General features: G+C 63.3%; 17 protein-coding genes. 15 read left to right on the top strand and 2 right to left on the bottom strand.

Annotation, left to right across the window (positions count from 1 at the left end; all coding sequences use genetic code 11):
- Positions 1-8: 8 nt before the first annotated feature.
- Positions 9-590, bottom strand: coding sequence for a Maf family nucleotide pyrophosphatase (locus J0M27_RS08110; protein ID WP_294989663.1), 582 nt, complete (start codon positions 588-590; stop codon positions 9-11).
- Positions 591-604: 14 nt separating this feature from the next.
- Here J0M27_RS08110 and J0M27_RS08115 point away from each other — a divergent pair, with 14 nt between their 5' ends.
- The 9 genes from J0M27_RS08115 (at position 605) to J0M27_RS08155 (ending at position 7,250) form a co-directional block, all read left to right on the top strand.
- The gene (locus J0M27_RS08115; RefSeq protein WP_294989666.1) at positions 605-1,156 is read left to right on the top strand and encodes a YceD family protein; all 552 of its coding nucleotides are present in this window, start codon (positions 605-607) and stop codon (positions 1,154-1,156) included.
- A gap of 71 nt (positions 1,157-1,227) precedes the next feature.
- Positions 1,228-1,407: a 50S ribosomal protein L32 gene (gene rpmF / locus J0M27_RS08120; RefSeq protein WP_041099239.1), complete on the top strand. Its 180-nt coding sequence runs from the start codon at positions 1,228-1,230 to the stop codon at positions 1,405-1,407.
- A gap of 77 nt (positions 1,408-1,484) precedes the next feature.
- Complete coding sequence (gene plsX, locus J0M27_RS08125) at positions 1,485-2,546, top strand: phosphate acyltransferase PlsX (RefSeq protein WP_294989673.1); 1,062 nt, start codon at positions 1,485-1,487, stop codon at positions 2,544-2,546.
- 11 nt (positions 2,547-2,557) lie between these two features.
- Positions 2,558-3,526 carry a beta-ketoacyl-ACP synthase III gene (locus J0M27_RS08130; protein WP_294989676.1) on the top strand — a complete coding sequence of 323 codons (969 nt, stop codon included), beginning with the start codon at positions 2,558-2,560 and terminating at the stop codon, positions 3,524-3,526.
- A gap of 16 nt (positions 3,527-3,542) precedes the next feature.
- Entirely contained in the window at positions 3,543-4,478 is a 936-nt protein-coding gene (gene fabD, locus J0M27_RS08135; RefSeq protein WP_294989679.1) for an ACP S-malonyltransferase, read from the top strand.
- A 1-nt stretch (position 4,479) separates the two neighbouring features.
- On the top strand, positions 4,480-5,226 hold the full coding sequence (fabG, locus tag J0M27_RS08140; protein WP_294989682.1) for a 3-oxoacyl-ACP reductase FabG: 747 nt from the start codon (positions 4,480-4,482) through the stop codon (positions 5,224-5,226).
- Positions 5,227-5,312: 86 nt separating this feature from the next.
- Entirely contained in the window at positions 5,313-5,552 is a 240-nt protein-coding gene (gene acpP / locus J0M27_RS08145; RefSeq protein WP_294989686.1) for an acyl carrier protein, read from the top strand.
- A gap of 24 nt (positions 5,553-5,576) precedes the next feature.
- The gene (gene fabF / locus J0M27_RS08150; protein ID WP_294989689.1) at positions 5,577-6,812 is read left to right on the top strand and encodes a beta-ketoacyl-ACP synthase II; all 1,236 of its coding nucleotides are present in this window, start codon (positions 5,577-5,579) and stop codon (positions 6,810-6,812) included.
- Positions 6,813-6,827: 15 nt separating this feature from the next.
- On the top strand, positions 6,828-7,250 hold the full coding sequence (locus tag J0M27_RS08155; protein ID WP_294989693.1) for a protein YgfX: 423 nt from the start codon (positions 6,828-6,830) through the stop codon (positions 7,248-7,250).
- An 11-nt stretch (positions 7,251-7,261) separates the two neighbouring features.
- Here the strand turns inward: J0M27_RS08155 and nadB are convergent, their stop codons facing one another.
- Positions 7,262-8,854: an L-aspartate oxidase gene (gene nadB, locus J0M27_RS08160; protein ID WP_294989696.1), complete on the bottom strand. Its 1,593-nt coding sequence runs from the start codon at positions 8,852-8,854 to the stop codon at positions 7,262-7,264.
- Positions 8,855-9,050: 196 nt separating this feature from the next.
- Here nadB and rpoE point away from each other — a divergent pair, with 196 nt between their 5' ends.
- The 6 genes from rpoE to J0M27_RS08190 are packed head-to-tail and all read left to right on the top strand — an operon-like array spanning position 9,051 to position 13,258.
- The gene (gene rpoE / locus J0M27_RS08165; protein WP_294989851.1) at positions 9,051-9,650 is read left to right on the top strand and encodes an RNA polymerase sigma factor RpoE; all 600 of its coding nucleotides are present in this window, start codon (positions 9,051-9,053) and stop codon (positions 9,648-9,650) included.
- A gap of 4 nt (positions 9,651-9,654) precedes the next feature.
- The gene (locus tag J0M27_RS08170; protein ID WP_294989698.1) at positions 9,655-10,158 is read left to right on the top strand and encodes a sigma-E factor negative regulatory protein; all 504 of its coding nucleotides are present in this window, start codon (positions 9,655-9,657) and stop codon (positions 10,156-10,158) included.
- Positions 10,158-11,114: a MucB/RseB C-terminal domain-containing protein gene (locus tag J0M27_RS08175; RefSeq protein WP_294989701.1), complete on the top strand. Its 957-nt coding sequence runs from the start codon at positions 10,158-10,160 to the stop codon at positions 11,112-11,114. Before J0M27_RS08170 ends, J0M27_RS08175 begins: the two co-directional genes overlap by 1 nt.
- A complete protein-coding gene (locus J0M27_RS08180) occupies positions 11,111-11,557 on the top strand; it encodes a SoxR reducing system RseC family protein (protein WP_294989704.1) in 447 nt (148 codons plus the stop codon). Before J0M27_RS08175 ends, J0M27_RS08180 begins: the two co-directional genes overlap by 4 nt.
- Entirely contained in the window at positions 11,554-12,984 is a 1,431-nt protein-coding gene (locus J0M27_RS08185; protein ID WP_294989707.1) for a DegQ family serine endoprotease, read from the top strand. Before J0M27_RS08180 ends, J0M27_RS08185 begins: the two co-directional genes overlap by 4 nt.
- A gap of 10 nt (positions 12,985-12,994) precedes the next feature.
- Positions 12,995-13,258: a glutaredoxin family protein gene (locus J0M27_RS08190; RefSeq protein ID WP_294989710.1), complete on the top strand. Its 264-nt coding sequence runs from the start codon at positions 12,995-12,997 to the stop codon at positions 13,256-13,258.
- Positions 13,259-13,263: the final 5 nt, after the last annotated feature.

Below are 13,263 nucleotides of genomic sequence, written 5' to 3' on the forward strand. Positions count from 1 at the left end.
GGGTGCGTTCAGGGCAGGGCCAAGCCTTCCGCTCGCAGCATGTCGCACAGTGCGATCAGCGGTAGCCCGATCAGGGCGTTGGGATCGTCGCCGCGCAAGTAGGTCAGGAGCGAAATGCCCAAGCCCTCGGATTTGGCGCTTCCCGCGCAATTGAGAGCATCTTCGCGGTCCAGGTAGGACTGGATTTCGGCGTCGCTGAGATCGCGAAAGCCGACATGTGTATCGATGCAGCGCACCTGCGCACGACCGGTTCCCGCGTCGAGGAGGCATAGTCCGGTGTGGAACACCACCTCCTTTCCCCGCATCCGGCTCAACTGGGCAATCGCATTCTCGCGTCGGCTCGGCTTTCCGAAGCGGTCGTCGCCGTGGGCAGCGACCTGGTCAGACCCGATGATCAGGGCGTCCGGGTAGTGTTGCACAACCGCGCGAGCCTTGGCTTCGGAGAGGCGGGTGGCGGTGGCGGCGGGATGCTCGCCCGGCAAGGGTGACTCGTCCGCATCCGGTGCGACGGTTTCGAAGGGTATCTGCAGGCGTGCCAAAAGGTCCCTGCGAAAGGGTGAAGTCGAAGCTAGAACAAGCAGGCGCGCCATGTTGCGGACTTGAAATGACAGGGCTGGGCATGATAACATCCACTGTTTTGTCGCGCGAGCGTCGGGCTGTGTCGGATTCGATAGCTGGAACCGTTCTGGACTGCCTGGAATTCGCCCGCATTGGTGCTGTACTCGAGCGTCGGGTCGAACTGGGCGAAATGCCGCGTCTGGCGGATGTTCTCGCAAAAAGCAGCGGATCGCTGGCCGTACGGTTGGAAGGTTGGCGTGACGCTGAAGGCAAGTCGTGGTTGCAGTTGGCCGTCTCAGGCAAACCGGTGCTGTGTTGCCAGCGCTGCCTTGGTGGCGTGGAGTTTTCGCTCGATATCCACAGTCGCCTGCGCCTGATTGCCCGCGGGGAGCCGTGGCCGGAAGACGACCTGGAAGATGACAGTGCGGATGCCATGGATGCGGCGGAAGAACTTGCGGTATTGTCGGTGATCGAGGACGAAGTGTTGCTGGCGCTGCCCATCGCGCCGCGGCATGAGCAGTGCAACTCGCCTTCGGGCGACGCAACCGAACAAGGGCCATCGCCATTTGCCGCGCTGGCCGCCTTGAAGATGAAGTGAAGCATGGTTTCAGAGCATGCGTCCGCCCGCGTTAATGGGCGTTGCGCAGTAACTAGACAAGGAGTAGCGAAATGGCCGTACAACAGAACAAGAAATCTCCCTCCAAGCGTGGCATGCATCGCGCCCATGACTTTCTGACCAATCCTCCGCTGGCTGTCGAACCGACCACCGGAGAAGTGCACCTGCGCCACCATATATCGCCGTCCGGCGTCTATCGTGGCAAGAAAGTGGTCAAGGCCAAGGGCGAATAAGTCATTTTGGCGAGAACGGCCGGATGCGCCGAGCGCATCCGGCCGTTTTTCTGAAATCTCCGGAAGATCACTGAACGATGGCGATCACCCTCGCGGTGGATTGCATGGGCGGCGACCACGGTCCGTCGGTAACCCTGCCCGCTATCATAGAATTCCTTCGTCATGACTCCGATTGCGCCGCCATCCTGGTGGGACGCGAGGAGTTGCTGCGCGCCCAGGCAGAGAACGTCGCCGTCGAGTTCGGCAGGCGCCTGTCGATCAGGCATGCCTCGGAAATCGTTGAGATGGACGAAGCAGTGGCCAGCGCGCTGCGCGGGAAGAAAGATTCTTCCATGCGCGTGGCCGTCGATCTGGTCAAGGAGGGTATCGCCGACGCCGCGGTTTCGGCCGGCAATACTGGCGCCCTGATGGCCGTGTCCCGTTTCGTTCTGAAGACACTGCCGGGCATCGATCGTCCGGCGATCTGTTCCATCCTGCCGTCGCAGAAAGGGGCCACCTATGTGCTGGACCTCGGTGCCAATGTCGATTGCAGCCCGGAGCACCTGCTGCAGTTCGGCATCATGGGGTCTTCGCTGGTTGCCGCGCTGGAACACAAGCAACGCCCGACGGTCGGCTTGCTGAACATCGGCGAGGAAGCGATCAAGGGCAATGAGGCCGTCAAGCGCGCGTCAGACCTCCTGCGCGCGACCGACCTGAACTTCGTCGGTAACGTCGAAGGCAACGATATCTTCAAGGGCACGGCGGATGTGGTGGTCTGCGACGGATTCGTCGGCAACGTGACACTGAAAGCGTCCGAGGGTTTGGCGCACATGATCGGTGCCGGACTCAAGCAGGAATTTTCCCGCAACATATTCACCAAGCTCGCCGGTCTCGTTGCCATGCCGGTCCTGAGATCCTTTCGCCTGCGCTTCGACCCGCGACGCTACAACGGTGCCAGCCTTCTGGGGCTGCGTGGCATCGTGGTCAAGAGCCATGGATCGGCCGATCAGGTGGCGTTCCGCTACGCGCTCGAGAAGGCAGCAGAAGAGGCCCGGCAGCACCTGCCGGAAGCGATCGCGGAGCGCATGGCCGCCGTCGCCGATCCGCGCAGCCGGTCTCCGGGTGGGGCCGGCGGGGCCACGCCAGGCCACAGTCAATGATGGAGGCCAAGGTGATACATACCCGAATCAGCGGTACCGGAAGCTACCTGCCGGGCGAGCCTGTCGACAATGCATCCCTGATTGCCGAGCACCGGATCGACTCCTCCGACGACTGGATCGTGGAACGTACCGGCATCCGCCAGCGCCATCTTGCCGCCACCGGTATCGCCAGCAGCGATCTCGCGCTGGAGGCCAGTCGGCGCGCACTGGATGCTGCCGGACGGTCGCCGGCCGACGTCGACCTGATCATCGTGGCGACATCAACGCCCGACTTTGTGTTCCCAAGCGCCGCCGCCCTCCTGCAAGGCAAACTCGGCATCACCAACGGCGCGGCCGCCTTCGACGTGCAGGCGGTGTGCAGTGGTTTCGTCTATGCCCTCAACATCGCCGAAAAATTCATTCGCTCCGGCTCGCACAAGTGCGCGCTGGTGGTCGGTGCCGAGGTCTTTTCGCGCATCCTCGACTGGAAGGATCGCGGTACCTGCGTGCTGTTCGGCGACGGCGCCGGTGCCGTGGTGCTGGAAGCCGCCGACAGGCCCGGGCTGCTGGCGAGTGCATTCCATGCTGATGGCAGTTATCACGGAATCCTTTCGGTACCGGGCCAGGTGTGTGGTGGCGGGGTGACCGGCGACCCATTCCTGCGCATGGACGGACAGGCCGTCTTCAAGTTCGCGGTCAAGGTGCTCGCCGACGTCGCGCATGAAGTGCTGGCCGCCGCCGGCATGACCACCGACCAGGTCGACTGGCTGATACCGCATCAGGCCAATGTACGCATTCTGCAGGCCACGGCGAAACGACTCCACCTGCCGCCCGAAAAATGCGTCGTTACCGTCGCGGAACATGGCAATACATCCGCCGCGTCCATTCCGCTTGCGCTCGATACGGCTGTCCGCGACGGCCGCATTCGGCGTGGCCAGAATCTCCTGCTGGAAGGCGTGGGCGGTGGATTCACCTGGGGCGCTACCCTTCTTGAATATTGAATCCGAGAAGAACGAAATGAAATTTGCACTCGTATATCCCGGCCAGGGCTCCCAGTCGCTCGGCATGATGGCTGCGTATGGCGATTCTCAGGTGATTCGCGCGGCATTCGACGAGGCATCCGCAGCGCTCGGCCGTGACCTGTGGCAACTGGTTTGCGAAGGCCCTGCGGAGCAGTTGAGCCAGACCGTCAATACCCAGCCCTTGATGCTGACTGCCGACGTAGCCGTTTACCGGCTGTGGCTTGAAAAAGGCGGTGGCAAGCCCGCGATGGTCGCGGGACACAGCCTCGGCGAGTATTCTGCGCTGGTAGCTGCCGGAGTACTGACTCTGCGCGATGCGGTTCCGCTGGTCGAACAGCGCGCGAAAGCCATGCAGGCGGCCGTGCCGGCGGGTGAAGGCGCGATGGCGGCGGTGATGGGCCTCGATGCGGACGCTGTCGTCGCCGCCTGCGCCGAAGCGGCGCAGGGCCAGGTGGTGCAAGCGGTAAATTTCAATGAACCGAAGCAGACGGTGATTGCGGGCCACAAGGCTGCGGTGGAGCGCGCGGCGGAACTGGTCAAGGCGCGGGGGGCCAAGCGGGCATTGATGCTGCCGGTGTCGGCGCCGTTTCACTGCGCGCTGATGCAGCCAGCGGCGGATGCGTTGCGGATTCATCTCGCGGGCGTGGCGTTTGCCGCGCCTCAAATTGCCGTGGTAAACAATGTCGATGTCGCGCAACTCGCCGATCCAGCCGCGATCCGTGACGCCTTGGTGCGGCAAGCCGCGTCGCCGGTTCGTTGGGTCGAAACCATGCAGGCGATGCATGCGGCCGGCGTAACCCATGTATTCGAGTGCGGCCCGGGAAAGGTCTTGTCGGGACTGGTCAAGCGCTGCGTCGATCAACTCGTCGGCGCGGCGATGAACGATCTTGCCAGCATGGATGCGGCTCTGGCCGCGGTTCGAGGAGCATGAGATGACGGATTTAAAAGGGCAGGTAGCGCTGGTGACCGGAGCATCGCGTGGTCTGGGCCGCGCCATTGCGCTGGAACTGGGTGCGCAGGGCGCTACCGTGATCGGTACCGCGACGACCGAGGCCGGTGCGGCGGAGATTCAGAAGGCATTGGATGAGGCTGGAATCGTCGGCTGGGGTGCCGCCGTCAATGTTACCGAGGCAACCGCCTGCGAGACGCTGGTCGGCGCGATTGAAAAGAAGTTCGGTGCTGTTTCCGTACTCGTCAACAATGCCGGCATCACCCGCGACAACCTCGCGATGCGGATGAAAGACGACGAATGGGACCTGGTGATCGAGACCAATCTGAAGGCCGTATTCCGCCTTTCCAAGCTGGTCATGCGCGGCATGATGAAAGCGCGGTTTGGTCGCATCATCAATATCACATCCGTGGTCGGCGAAGCCGGCAATCCCGGTCAGGCCAATTACGCCGCGGCCAAGGCGGGAGTCGCGGGCATGAGCCGGGCGCTGGCCCAGGAACTGGGTAGCCGCAACGTCACCGTGAACTGCGTCGCGCCAGGATTCATCGATACCGACATGACGCGCGGGCTGCCGGATGCCCAGCGCGATGCGCTGCTCGGCAAAATTCCGCTGGGCCGCCTTGGGCAACCGGAAGAGATCGCAGCGACGGTGGCGTTTCTGGCGTCGCCGCGTGCAGGTTACATCACCGGCAGCACGCTCAATGTCAATGGCGGCATGTACATGGCCTGACCGTATGTCGAACCCGCAAGGGCCTCCGGCTGTTAAAATAAGCAGGTTTTTTTACCATCCGAACAATCAAGGGAAGGAGTTTCAAGATGGAGAACATCGAACAACGCGTCAAGAAGATCGTCGCCGAGCAACTGGGCGTCAATGAGGCCGACATCAAGAACGAATCGAACTTCGTCGATGATCTCGGTGCCGACTCGCTCGATACGGTCGAATTGGTGATGGCGCTGGAGGAGGAGTTCGAGTGCGAGATTCCGGACGAAGATGCGGAGAAGATCACCACCGTGCAGCAGGCCATTGACTACGTCAACGCCAACATCAAGAAGTAATTGACAGTTTTTTCGGAGTCCATCGTGTCGCGACGCCGCGTGGTCGTTACCGGTCTTGGCGTGATCTCGCCGGTCGGCAATAGCGTTCCGGAAGCCTGGGACAACCTTACCGCCGGACGAAGCGGGATTGGACGCATCACCAAGTTCGATCCGACGGCTTTCAAGGCGCAGATCGCCGGCGAAGTGAAGAACTTCGACGTCACCGCCTACCTGTCGACCAAGGAAGCGCGGCGCATGGACAGCTTCATCCACTTCGGCATGGCGGCCGGCATCCAGGCCCTGCGTGACGCGGGGCTCGATACGCCGCAGGCCGACGCGGAAAGCATCGGGGTGAACATCGGTTCGGGAATCGGCGGCCTGCCGATGATCGAGACGACGCACCACGACTTCCTTGCCGGCGGTCCGCGCAAGATTTCGCCGTTCTTCATTCCGGGCACCATCAGCAACATGATCTCGGGCAACCTGTCGATCATGTTCGGCCTCAAGGGACCGAATATCGCCATCGTCACGGCATGCACCACCGGCTTGCACGCGATCGGCCTTTCGGCCCGCATGATCGAATACGGCGATGCCGACGTGATGGTCTGCGGTGGCGCCGAAGCGACGGTTTCGCCGCTGGCCATTGGCGGCTTCGCCTCGGCGCAGGCGCTGTCGACGCGCAACGATGATCCCGCCACGGCATCGCGTCCATGGGACAAGGACCGCGACGGCTTCGTCATGGGCGAAGGCGCCGGCGTCTTGGTCCTCGAGGAATACCAACACGCCAGGAAGCGTGGCGCAAAGGTTTATGCGGAACTGGTCGGTTTCGGCATGAGCGGGGATGCGTTCCACATGACGGCACCGGACACCGACGGCCCGCGCCGCAGCATGCTCAATGCACTGAAGAATGCGGGCGTCAATGCCGACCAGGTCAACTATGTCAATGCGCACGGCACCTCGACGCCGCTGGGCGACAAGAACGAGACCGAAGCCATCAAACTGGCCCTGGGTATCGACGCGGCGAAGCGGACGGTGGTCAATTCGACCAAGTCGATGACCGGCCACCTGCTGGGCGGCGCCGGTGGCCTTGAGTCGGTATTCACTGTACTTGCCGTGCACCACCAGGTTTCGCCGCCGACCATCAACATATTCAACCAGGATCCGGAGTGCGATCTGGATTACTGCGCCAACACGGCGCGCTCGATGAAAATCGACGTGGCGGTGAAGAACAATTTCGGCTTCGGCGGAACCAACGGCACGCTGGTCTTCCGGCGAGTCTGATTTCCGGCGCGGGCGATGAAGCCGGTCGCGCCGCTCACAATTCCGCTCAGGCCATCGCGCCGGTTGTTGCTGGTCCAGGTGATTGCGCATCTCGTCGCCGGCGGCGCCGTGATGGTGAGTACGATTCCTTCCTGGCTTGCGGCCGCGCTGCTGCTGCTGGTCGGACTGTCCCTGACGCGCCAGCAGCGTTTGTCGCCAGTGACCGCAATTGTTCTGCGTGGTGACGGCAATATCGATATAGTCGGCGCTGACGGTACGGCCATCGAGGGCGCCGTCCATCCGCACACGCTGGTGCTGTCTTTTATTGTGGTTCTGTTGTATCGCCAGCAAGGCCGCCTGCGCTCGCTGGTGCTGCCGGGCGACAGCCTTGCAACCGAGGATTTCCGCCAGCTTCGACTCTGGCTCCGCTGGCAATCAAGCGCGGCGCGCCTTGCCTGACGCGACGGCGGTCAGGGCTGGCGCGGGTGTAACACGGTTTCCAGCGCGCGTGGCAGGGTTTCGGGATAGTCGAGGCTGAAATGGAGGCCGCGGCTTTCATGGCGGCGCAGTGCGCTTTTCACGATCAGGTGCGCGGTCAGCACGAGGTTGCGCAATTCGATCAGGTCGTTGCCGACCCGGTAGTTCGCGTAGTACTCGTCGATCTCCTTTTCCAGCAGGCGGATCCGGTTCAACGCCCGTTCCAGGCGCTTGTTGGTACGAACGATGCCGACATAGTCCCACATGAAGCGGCGCAACTCGGCCCAGTTGTGCGAAATCACGATCTCCTCGTCGGCATCGCGCACGCGGCTTTCATCCCACTGCGGCAGGTGCGGCAACGGCGTCACCGGCGCGGCAAGAATGTCCTGCGCCGCCGCGGCGGAAAAAACCACGCATTCGAGCAGGGAGTTCGAAGCCAGGCGGTTGGCGCCATGCAGACCGGTGAAACTTGTCTCGCCGACGGCATAGAGTCCGCTCAGGTCGGTACGTGCGTTCAAGTCCGTGACGACACCACCGCAAGTGTAATGGGCGGCGGGCACCACCGGTATCGGCTCGCGCGTGATGTCTATGCCAAGTTGCAGGCAGCGGGCGAGGATGGTCGGAAAATGCTCTTCGAGGAAATCGGCTGACTTGTGAGTCATGTCGAGGAACACGCAGTCGACGCCGTGGCGCTTCATCTCGTAGTCGATGGCGCGGGCGACGATGTCGCGCGGCGCCAGTTCCGCGCGGCTGTCGTGGTCGGGCATGAAGCGCTTGCCGTCGGGCAGGCGCAACAGTCCGCCCTCGCCGCGCAGGGCTTCGGAAATCAGGAAGGACTTGGCATGCGGGTGGTACAGGCAGGTAGGATGGAACTGGATGAACTCCATGTTCGCCACCCGGCAGCCGGCGCGCCAGGCCATCGCCACCCCGTCCCCCGTCGCGGTGTCGGGGTTGGTGGTGTAGAGGTAGACCTTGCCGGCACCACCGGTCGCCAGTACCGTCTGGCTGGCGCCGAGCGTCAGCACGCGGTCACGGACGACATCCAGTACGTAAGCCCCCAGGCAACGATTGCGCGGCAGGCCGAGTTTGGCCGCGGTGATCAGATCGACCGCGATGTGGCGTTCCAGCACCGTAATGTTGGAATGCTCGCGTACCTGCTCGGTGAGGGTCTGCTGTACCGCGGTTCCCGTCGCGTCGGCGGCATGGATGATGCGACGCTGGCCATGGCCGCCCTCGCGCGTCAGGTGGAAACCCAGCGCGGAATCGTCCGGCGTGAATGGGACGCCACGCCCGATCAGCCACTCGATCGCCTCGCGTCCGTGCTCGACGACGAAACGGGTCGCCATCGGATCGCACAGGCCGGCGCCGGCGGTCGAGGTGTCGCTCACATGGGCGTCTATGGTGTCGGCCGGATCGAGGACCGCGGCGATGCCGCCCTGTGCCCAGGCCGACGCCGAGTCGGTCAGCATTCTTTTGGTGACCAGCGCGACTCGCAGGCTGCCGGCCAGGCGCAGGGCCAATGACTGGCCGGCGAGGCCGCTGCCGATGATGAGGACGTCGAAATGCTGGATGGCGGCGGGATTCATGGGGCGGGACTATATCACTGGCGTCATGACCCGGCCGGACGTGGAACTAATCGCAAGGGGCTTGGTCACTGTCGGCAACGGTCGCTTTTGCAGCGGCCGGAGCATTGGGAAATATGGGCGAAGTGGCTTGTTATACTCGCTTGCGGCCATTCTGGAGCCGTGTATTTTTGTCTGGCGGGAATTGACGGCAAGGCCCATGGGTGATCGCGAAGCGGACCGGATACTGGTCGAGCGTGTGCAGGCGGGTGACAAGCAGGCTTTCGGCTTGCTGGTTTCCAAGTACCAGCGCAAGCTCGCGCGTCTGGTTTCGCGCATGGTGCGTGACTCGGCCGAGGTGGAAGATATTGTTCAGGACAGTTTTATCAGGGCCTATCGGGCGTTGCCGGGTTTTCGCAACGACAGCGCCTTTTACACCTGGCTGTACCGGATCGGCGTCAATACAGCGAAGAACTGGCTTGTCACCCATGGCCGGCGCGCTTCGGCAACGACGGGAGTGGATAGTGAGGAGGCCGAAGGGTATGACGATGCCGATCTGCTGCGCGACACCGACACCCCGGAACGGCTGTTGATGACCAAGCAGATCGGACAGACGGTCAATTCGGCGATGGAAGCCTTGCCCGAGGATTTGCGCACCGCGATCGTGCTGCGCGAGATCGACGGCCTGTCCTACGAGGAAATCGCCCAGGTGATGGACTGTCCGATTGGAACGGTAAGGTCGCGGATTTTCCGCGCACGCGACGCGATTTCGGAGAAGTTGAGGCCCTTGCTCGATGCGGCTCCCGACAAGAGATGGTGAGATCATGAAGACACGAATATCGGCACTGATGGACGGCGAACTCGAAGGCCACGAGATTGCGGATACGCTAAGGGAACTGCGGCGCAGCGAGGATCTGCGCAGCGAGTGGTGCGATTGTCAGTTGATCGGGGCGGCCTTGCGCGACGAATCGAAGCTCGAACTCGACGTCACGGCACGCGTGATGGCTGCGCTCGAACTGGAACCCGCCGTCATCGCGCCGGCGCGTCGTCGTACCGACACCTGGCAACGGCCCTTGCTGGCCCTGGCGGCGTCCGCCGCCGGCGTTGCCCTCGTGGCCTGGCTGGCATTGGTGCCCGGCGGCGAACTGGCGCCGGCTCGCGAGCCGATCCTGGCCAGCGTGCGGCAGGCGACGGTACCTGTTCAGGCGCAGTCGACGCCGCGCCTGCAAGAGTACCTGGTTGCGCATCAGGCTTACGCTCCGGGCGGTGCCATGATCGGCGGCGCGCGCAACATCCGCACCGTCGCCGCCTCGGGGGATGCCCGTTGATGGCGGGTGTTCGCACCACCTTGCTGGTCCTGTCGGTATTACTGCCGGTCGCCGTGCCTGCAATTGCCGACGACGGCCTGGCACTGCTGAACCGCATCGCCCAGGGCTCGCGGGTGCTGACCTACAGCGGCACTTTCGTCTATCGCAGCGGCGGCAAGGTGGATACGTCCCGCATCGTGCGATCGCAGAGCAACGGTGTCGAGATCGAGAAAATCGAGGCGCTCGACGGCAGCCCGCGCGAGGTCTTCCGCGTCGGCAATGATGTCAAATGCTTTTTTCCGGAAGAGAAGCTGTTGATCGTCGAAAGTCGTTCGAAACAGCGCGAATTCCCCGCGCTGCTGCCGGCCGGCCTGGGCAGCCTGCCCGAACACTATGCCATCCGCACCGGCGGCGTGGGTCGCGTCGCCGGCGTCACGAGTCGCGCCGTATTGCTCGAGCCGCGTGACGAGTTGCGCTATGGGCACGAATTCTGGATGGACGTTGCCAGCGGACTTCTGCTAAAGGCCAGCCTTGTCGGTCCGAACGGCGAGACGCTCGAATCGTTCGCCTTCACCCATGTAAAGATCGGCGGCCCCCTGGAACAAGATGCCCTGAAACCCGGCTTCGACAGCGAACGCGTGCGCGTGCAACGGGTGCAAACCATCGAGCTCAAACCCGATGACATCGGCTGGAACTTTCGCAGCCTTCCCGGATTTCGCAAGGTGGCCGCCATGAAGCGTCAGGCGGCGCCCGACAAGCCCGAAAGCGTGCATGTGATGTTTTCCGACGGTCTGGCTTCGATCTCTGTGTTCATCGAACCCGGTGGTTCGGCAAGCGATGCGGAGGCGCAGGCAACGGTGGGACCGGTCAATGTATTTCGGCGCCAGGTGGGCGAGTACCGCGTGGTGGTCATGGGCGAGGTCCCGGCGCTGGCCGTCCGGCGACTTGGCGAGGGCATGGAAAGAAAGCGCAAATGAGCCAGTGCGAGGCGCGGGTGGTGGCGGCTTCCGGCAGCGAAGTCTGGGTTGAAGTGGCGGGAAGAGCCCCCACCTGCGGCAACTGCAAGACCGCGGATGCCTGCCAGACCGGCTTGCTCGGGCTGACCGCCGGACCAAGGCGGTATCGGGTGGTGAACCGCGTCGGTGCGCAGGTCGGTGATCAGGTGCAACTGGTCGTCGCCGAAGGCACCCTGTGGCGCGCTTCGCTGTGGTCCTACGCAGCGCCGCTGCTGCTGGCCATCAGCGGCGCGGTCATCGGCCAATCCATGTCCGGCGATGCGGCGGCCGTGGCGGGAACGGTGGTCGGCCTGGTTTGCGGCGTGGGCGTGTTGCGCTGGAATGAAGTCCGGGCGCGGGGTGAAGGGAGTCTGTTTACGTTGCAGGTTCGGACCATGGAAAAGCGATTCAAGGAGCAATCATGAAGAAATACCTCATCACACTCGTAGTGGCATTCGGCGCCTTGCTGGGCGTTCAGGCCCAGGCCCGCGACCTGCCGGACTTTACCGAACTGGTCGAGAAACAAGGTGCCACGGTGGTCAATATCAGCACAACCCAGATGATCAAGGGACGTCGTGGCGCTCACCCTTTCCCGTTCGATGGCGACGACGCGGCACAGGAACTGCTGCGGCGCTTTTTCCCCGGCCAGATTCCGAACCTGCCGGGCATGCCGCAAGAGTTCAAGAACCGCTCGCTGGGTTCCGGCTTCATCGTCAGCGCCGACGGCCATATCCTGACCAACGCGCACGTGGTCGATGGTGCCGACGAAGTTCTGGTCAAGCTCACCGACAAGCGCGAGTTCAAGGCCAAGGTGCTCGGCAGCGACAAGCGCACCGACGTGGCCCTGATCAAGATCGACGCCAACAACCTCCCGGTCGCCCGGCTTGGTGATTCGACCAAGCTCAAGGTCGGCGAGTGGGTGGTGGCGATCGGTTCGCCCTTCGGATTCGAAAACACGGTGACCGCGGGTATCGTCAGTGCCAAGGGACGCTCCCTGGCCCACGAGAATTTCGTCCCGTTCATCCAGACCGACGTGGCGATCAATCCAGGAAATTCGGGCGGGCCGCTGTTCAACATGAAGGGTGAAGTGATCGGCATCAACTCACAGATTTACTCGCGATCCGGTGGCTCCATGGGCCTGTCCTTCGCGATTCCGATCGACCTGGCGATGGACGTGCAGACCCAGCTCAAGGCCAAGGGCAAGGTCAGTCGCGGCCGCCTTGGCATCGGTATCCAGGAAGTCAGCAAGGAACTGGCCGAATCCTTCAACCTGGGCAAGCCGCAAGGCGCCCTTGTCGCGTCGGTCGAGAAGGGCTCGGCGGCGGACAAGGCCGGCATCGAAGTCGGCGACATCATCCTCAAGTTCGACGGCAAGGCCGTCGCCGAATCGAGCGACCTGCCGCGCATGGTCGGTTCGACGCGCCCGGGCAGCAAGGCCACGGTACAGGTCTGGCGCAAGGGCAGTTCGCGCGAACTGGGCGTGACGGTCGGCGAAATTCCCGATGAAGACGGCAGCTCGCGCACCGCCAGTCGCGGCGGCAAGTCGGTCGAGCCGCCGCCGAACCGGCTTGGCCTGGTGCTGTCGGTACCGACGGCCGAGCAGAAACGCGCCCTTGGCATCCAGCACGGCCTCATCGTCGACGAGGTGAAGAGCAGCGGCGCCCGCTCTGAATTGCGTGCCGGCGACGTCATCCTCTCGGCAATCGTCAAGGGCAGCCAGGTCGAGGTCAAGTCGCCGGCGCAGTTCAACGACCTGCTGCAAGGGCTCGAAAAGAGCGGCTCCATGACGCTGCTGGTGCGGCGTGGCGACGCGCAGACCTTCATCACCATCAAGGGGGCGTCCGATAAGTAACGGCCAGCCGGTGCGGCCCTCGCCGCGCCTGCGGCTGTTCAGTCGTGACTACTGCCATCTGTGCCACGACCTGCTCTCCGCGCTGGAAGCCCTGCGCGGGGAGGCGGGAGTAACGCATTTCGAGATCGAGGTCATCGACATAGACACCGATCCGGAGCTCGAAGCGAAGTACAACGAACTGGTTCCGGTGCTGGTCGATGGCGAGGGACGGGAACTCTGCCATTACTTCCTGGATGCCGCGAAAGTGCGTGAGTATTTGGGCGCGATCCGCTAAAATCC

This window comes from Sulfuritalea sp. (genome assembly GCF_017302275.1).
GTDB lineage: Bacteria > Pseudomonadota > Gammaproteobacteria > Burkholderiales > Rhodocyclaceae > Sulfuritalea.

Bases quoted from the DNA above. Each gene is read 5' to 3' on its own strand.
- fabG (WP_294989682.1), top strand. From the start codon at position 4,480: ATGACGGATTTAAAAGGGCAGGTAGCGCTGGTGACCGGAGCATCGCGT.
- rpoE (WP_294989851.1), top strand. From the start codon at position 9,051: ATGGGTGATCGCGAAGCGGACCGGATACTGGTCGAGCGTGTGCAGGCG.
- J0M27_RS08155 (WP_294989693.1), top strand. From the start codon at position 6,828: ATGAAGCCGGTCGCGCCGCTCACAATTCCGCTCAGGCCATCGCGCCGG.
- acpP (WP_294989686.1), top strand. From the start codon at position 5,313: ATGGAGAACATCGAACAACGCGTCAAGAAGATCGTCGCCGAGCAACTG.
- nadB (WP_294989696.1), bottom strand. From the start codon at position 8,854: ATGAATCCCGCCGCCATCCAGCATTTCGACGTCCTCATCATCGGCAGC.
- J0M27_RS08110 (WP_294989663.1), bottom strand. From the start codon at position 590: ATGGCGCGCCTGCTTGTTCTAGCTTCGACTTCACCCTTTCGCAGGGAC.
- J0M27_RS08170 (WP_294989698.1), top strand. From the start codon at position 9,655: ATGAAGACACGAATATCGGCACTGATGGACGGCGAACTCGAAGGCCAC.
- rpmF (WP_041099239.1), top strand. From the start codon at position 1,228: ATGGCCGTACAACAGAACAAGAAATCTCCCTCCAAGCGTGGCATGCAT.
- fabD (WP_294989679.1), top strand. From the start codon at position 3,543: ATGAAATTTGCACTCGTATATCCCGGCCAGGGCTCCCAGTCGCTCGGC.
- J0M27_RS08175 (WP_294989701.1), top strand. From the start codon at position 10,158: ATGGCGGGTGTTCGCACCACCTTGCTGGTCCTGTCGGTATTACTGCCG.
- J0M27_RS08180 (WP_294989704.1), top strand. From the start codon at position 11,111: ATGAGCCAGTGCGAGGCGCGGGTGGTGGCGGCTTCCGGCAGCGAAGTC.
- J0M27_RS08115 (WP_294989666.1), top strand. From the start codon at position 605: ATGACAGGGCTGGGCATGATAACATCCACTGTTTTGTCGCGCGAGCGT.
- J0M27_RS08185 (WP_294989707.1), top strand. From the start codon at position 11,554: ATGAAGAAATACCTCATCACACTCGTAGTGGCATTCGGCGCCTTGCTG.
- plsX (WP_294989673.1), top strand. From the start codon at position 1,485: ATGGCGATCACCCTCGCGGTGGATTGCATGGGCGGCGACCACGGTCCG.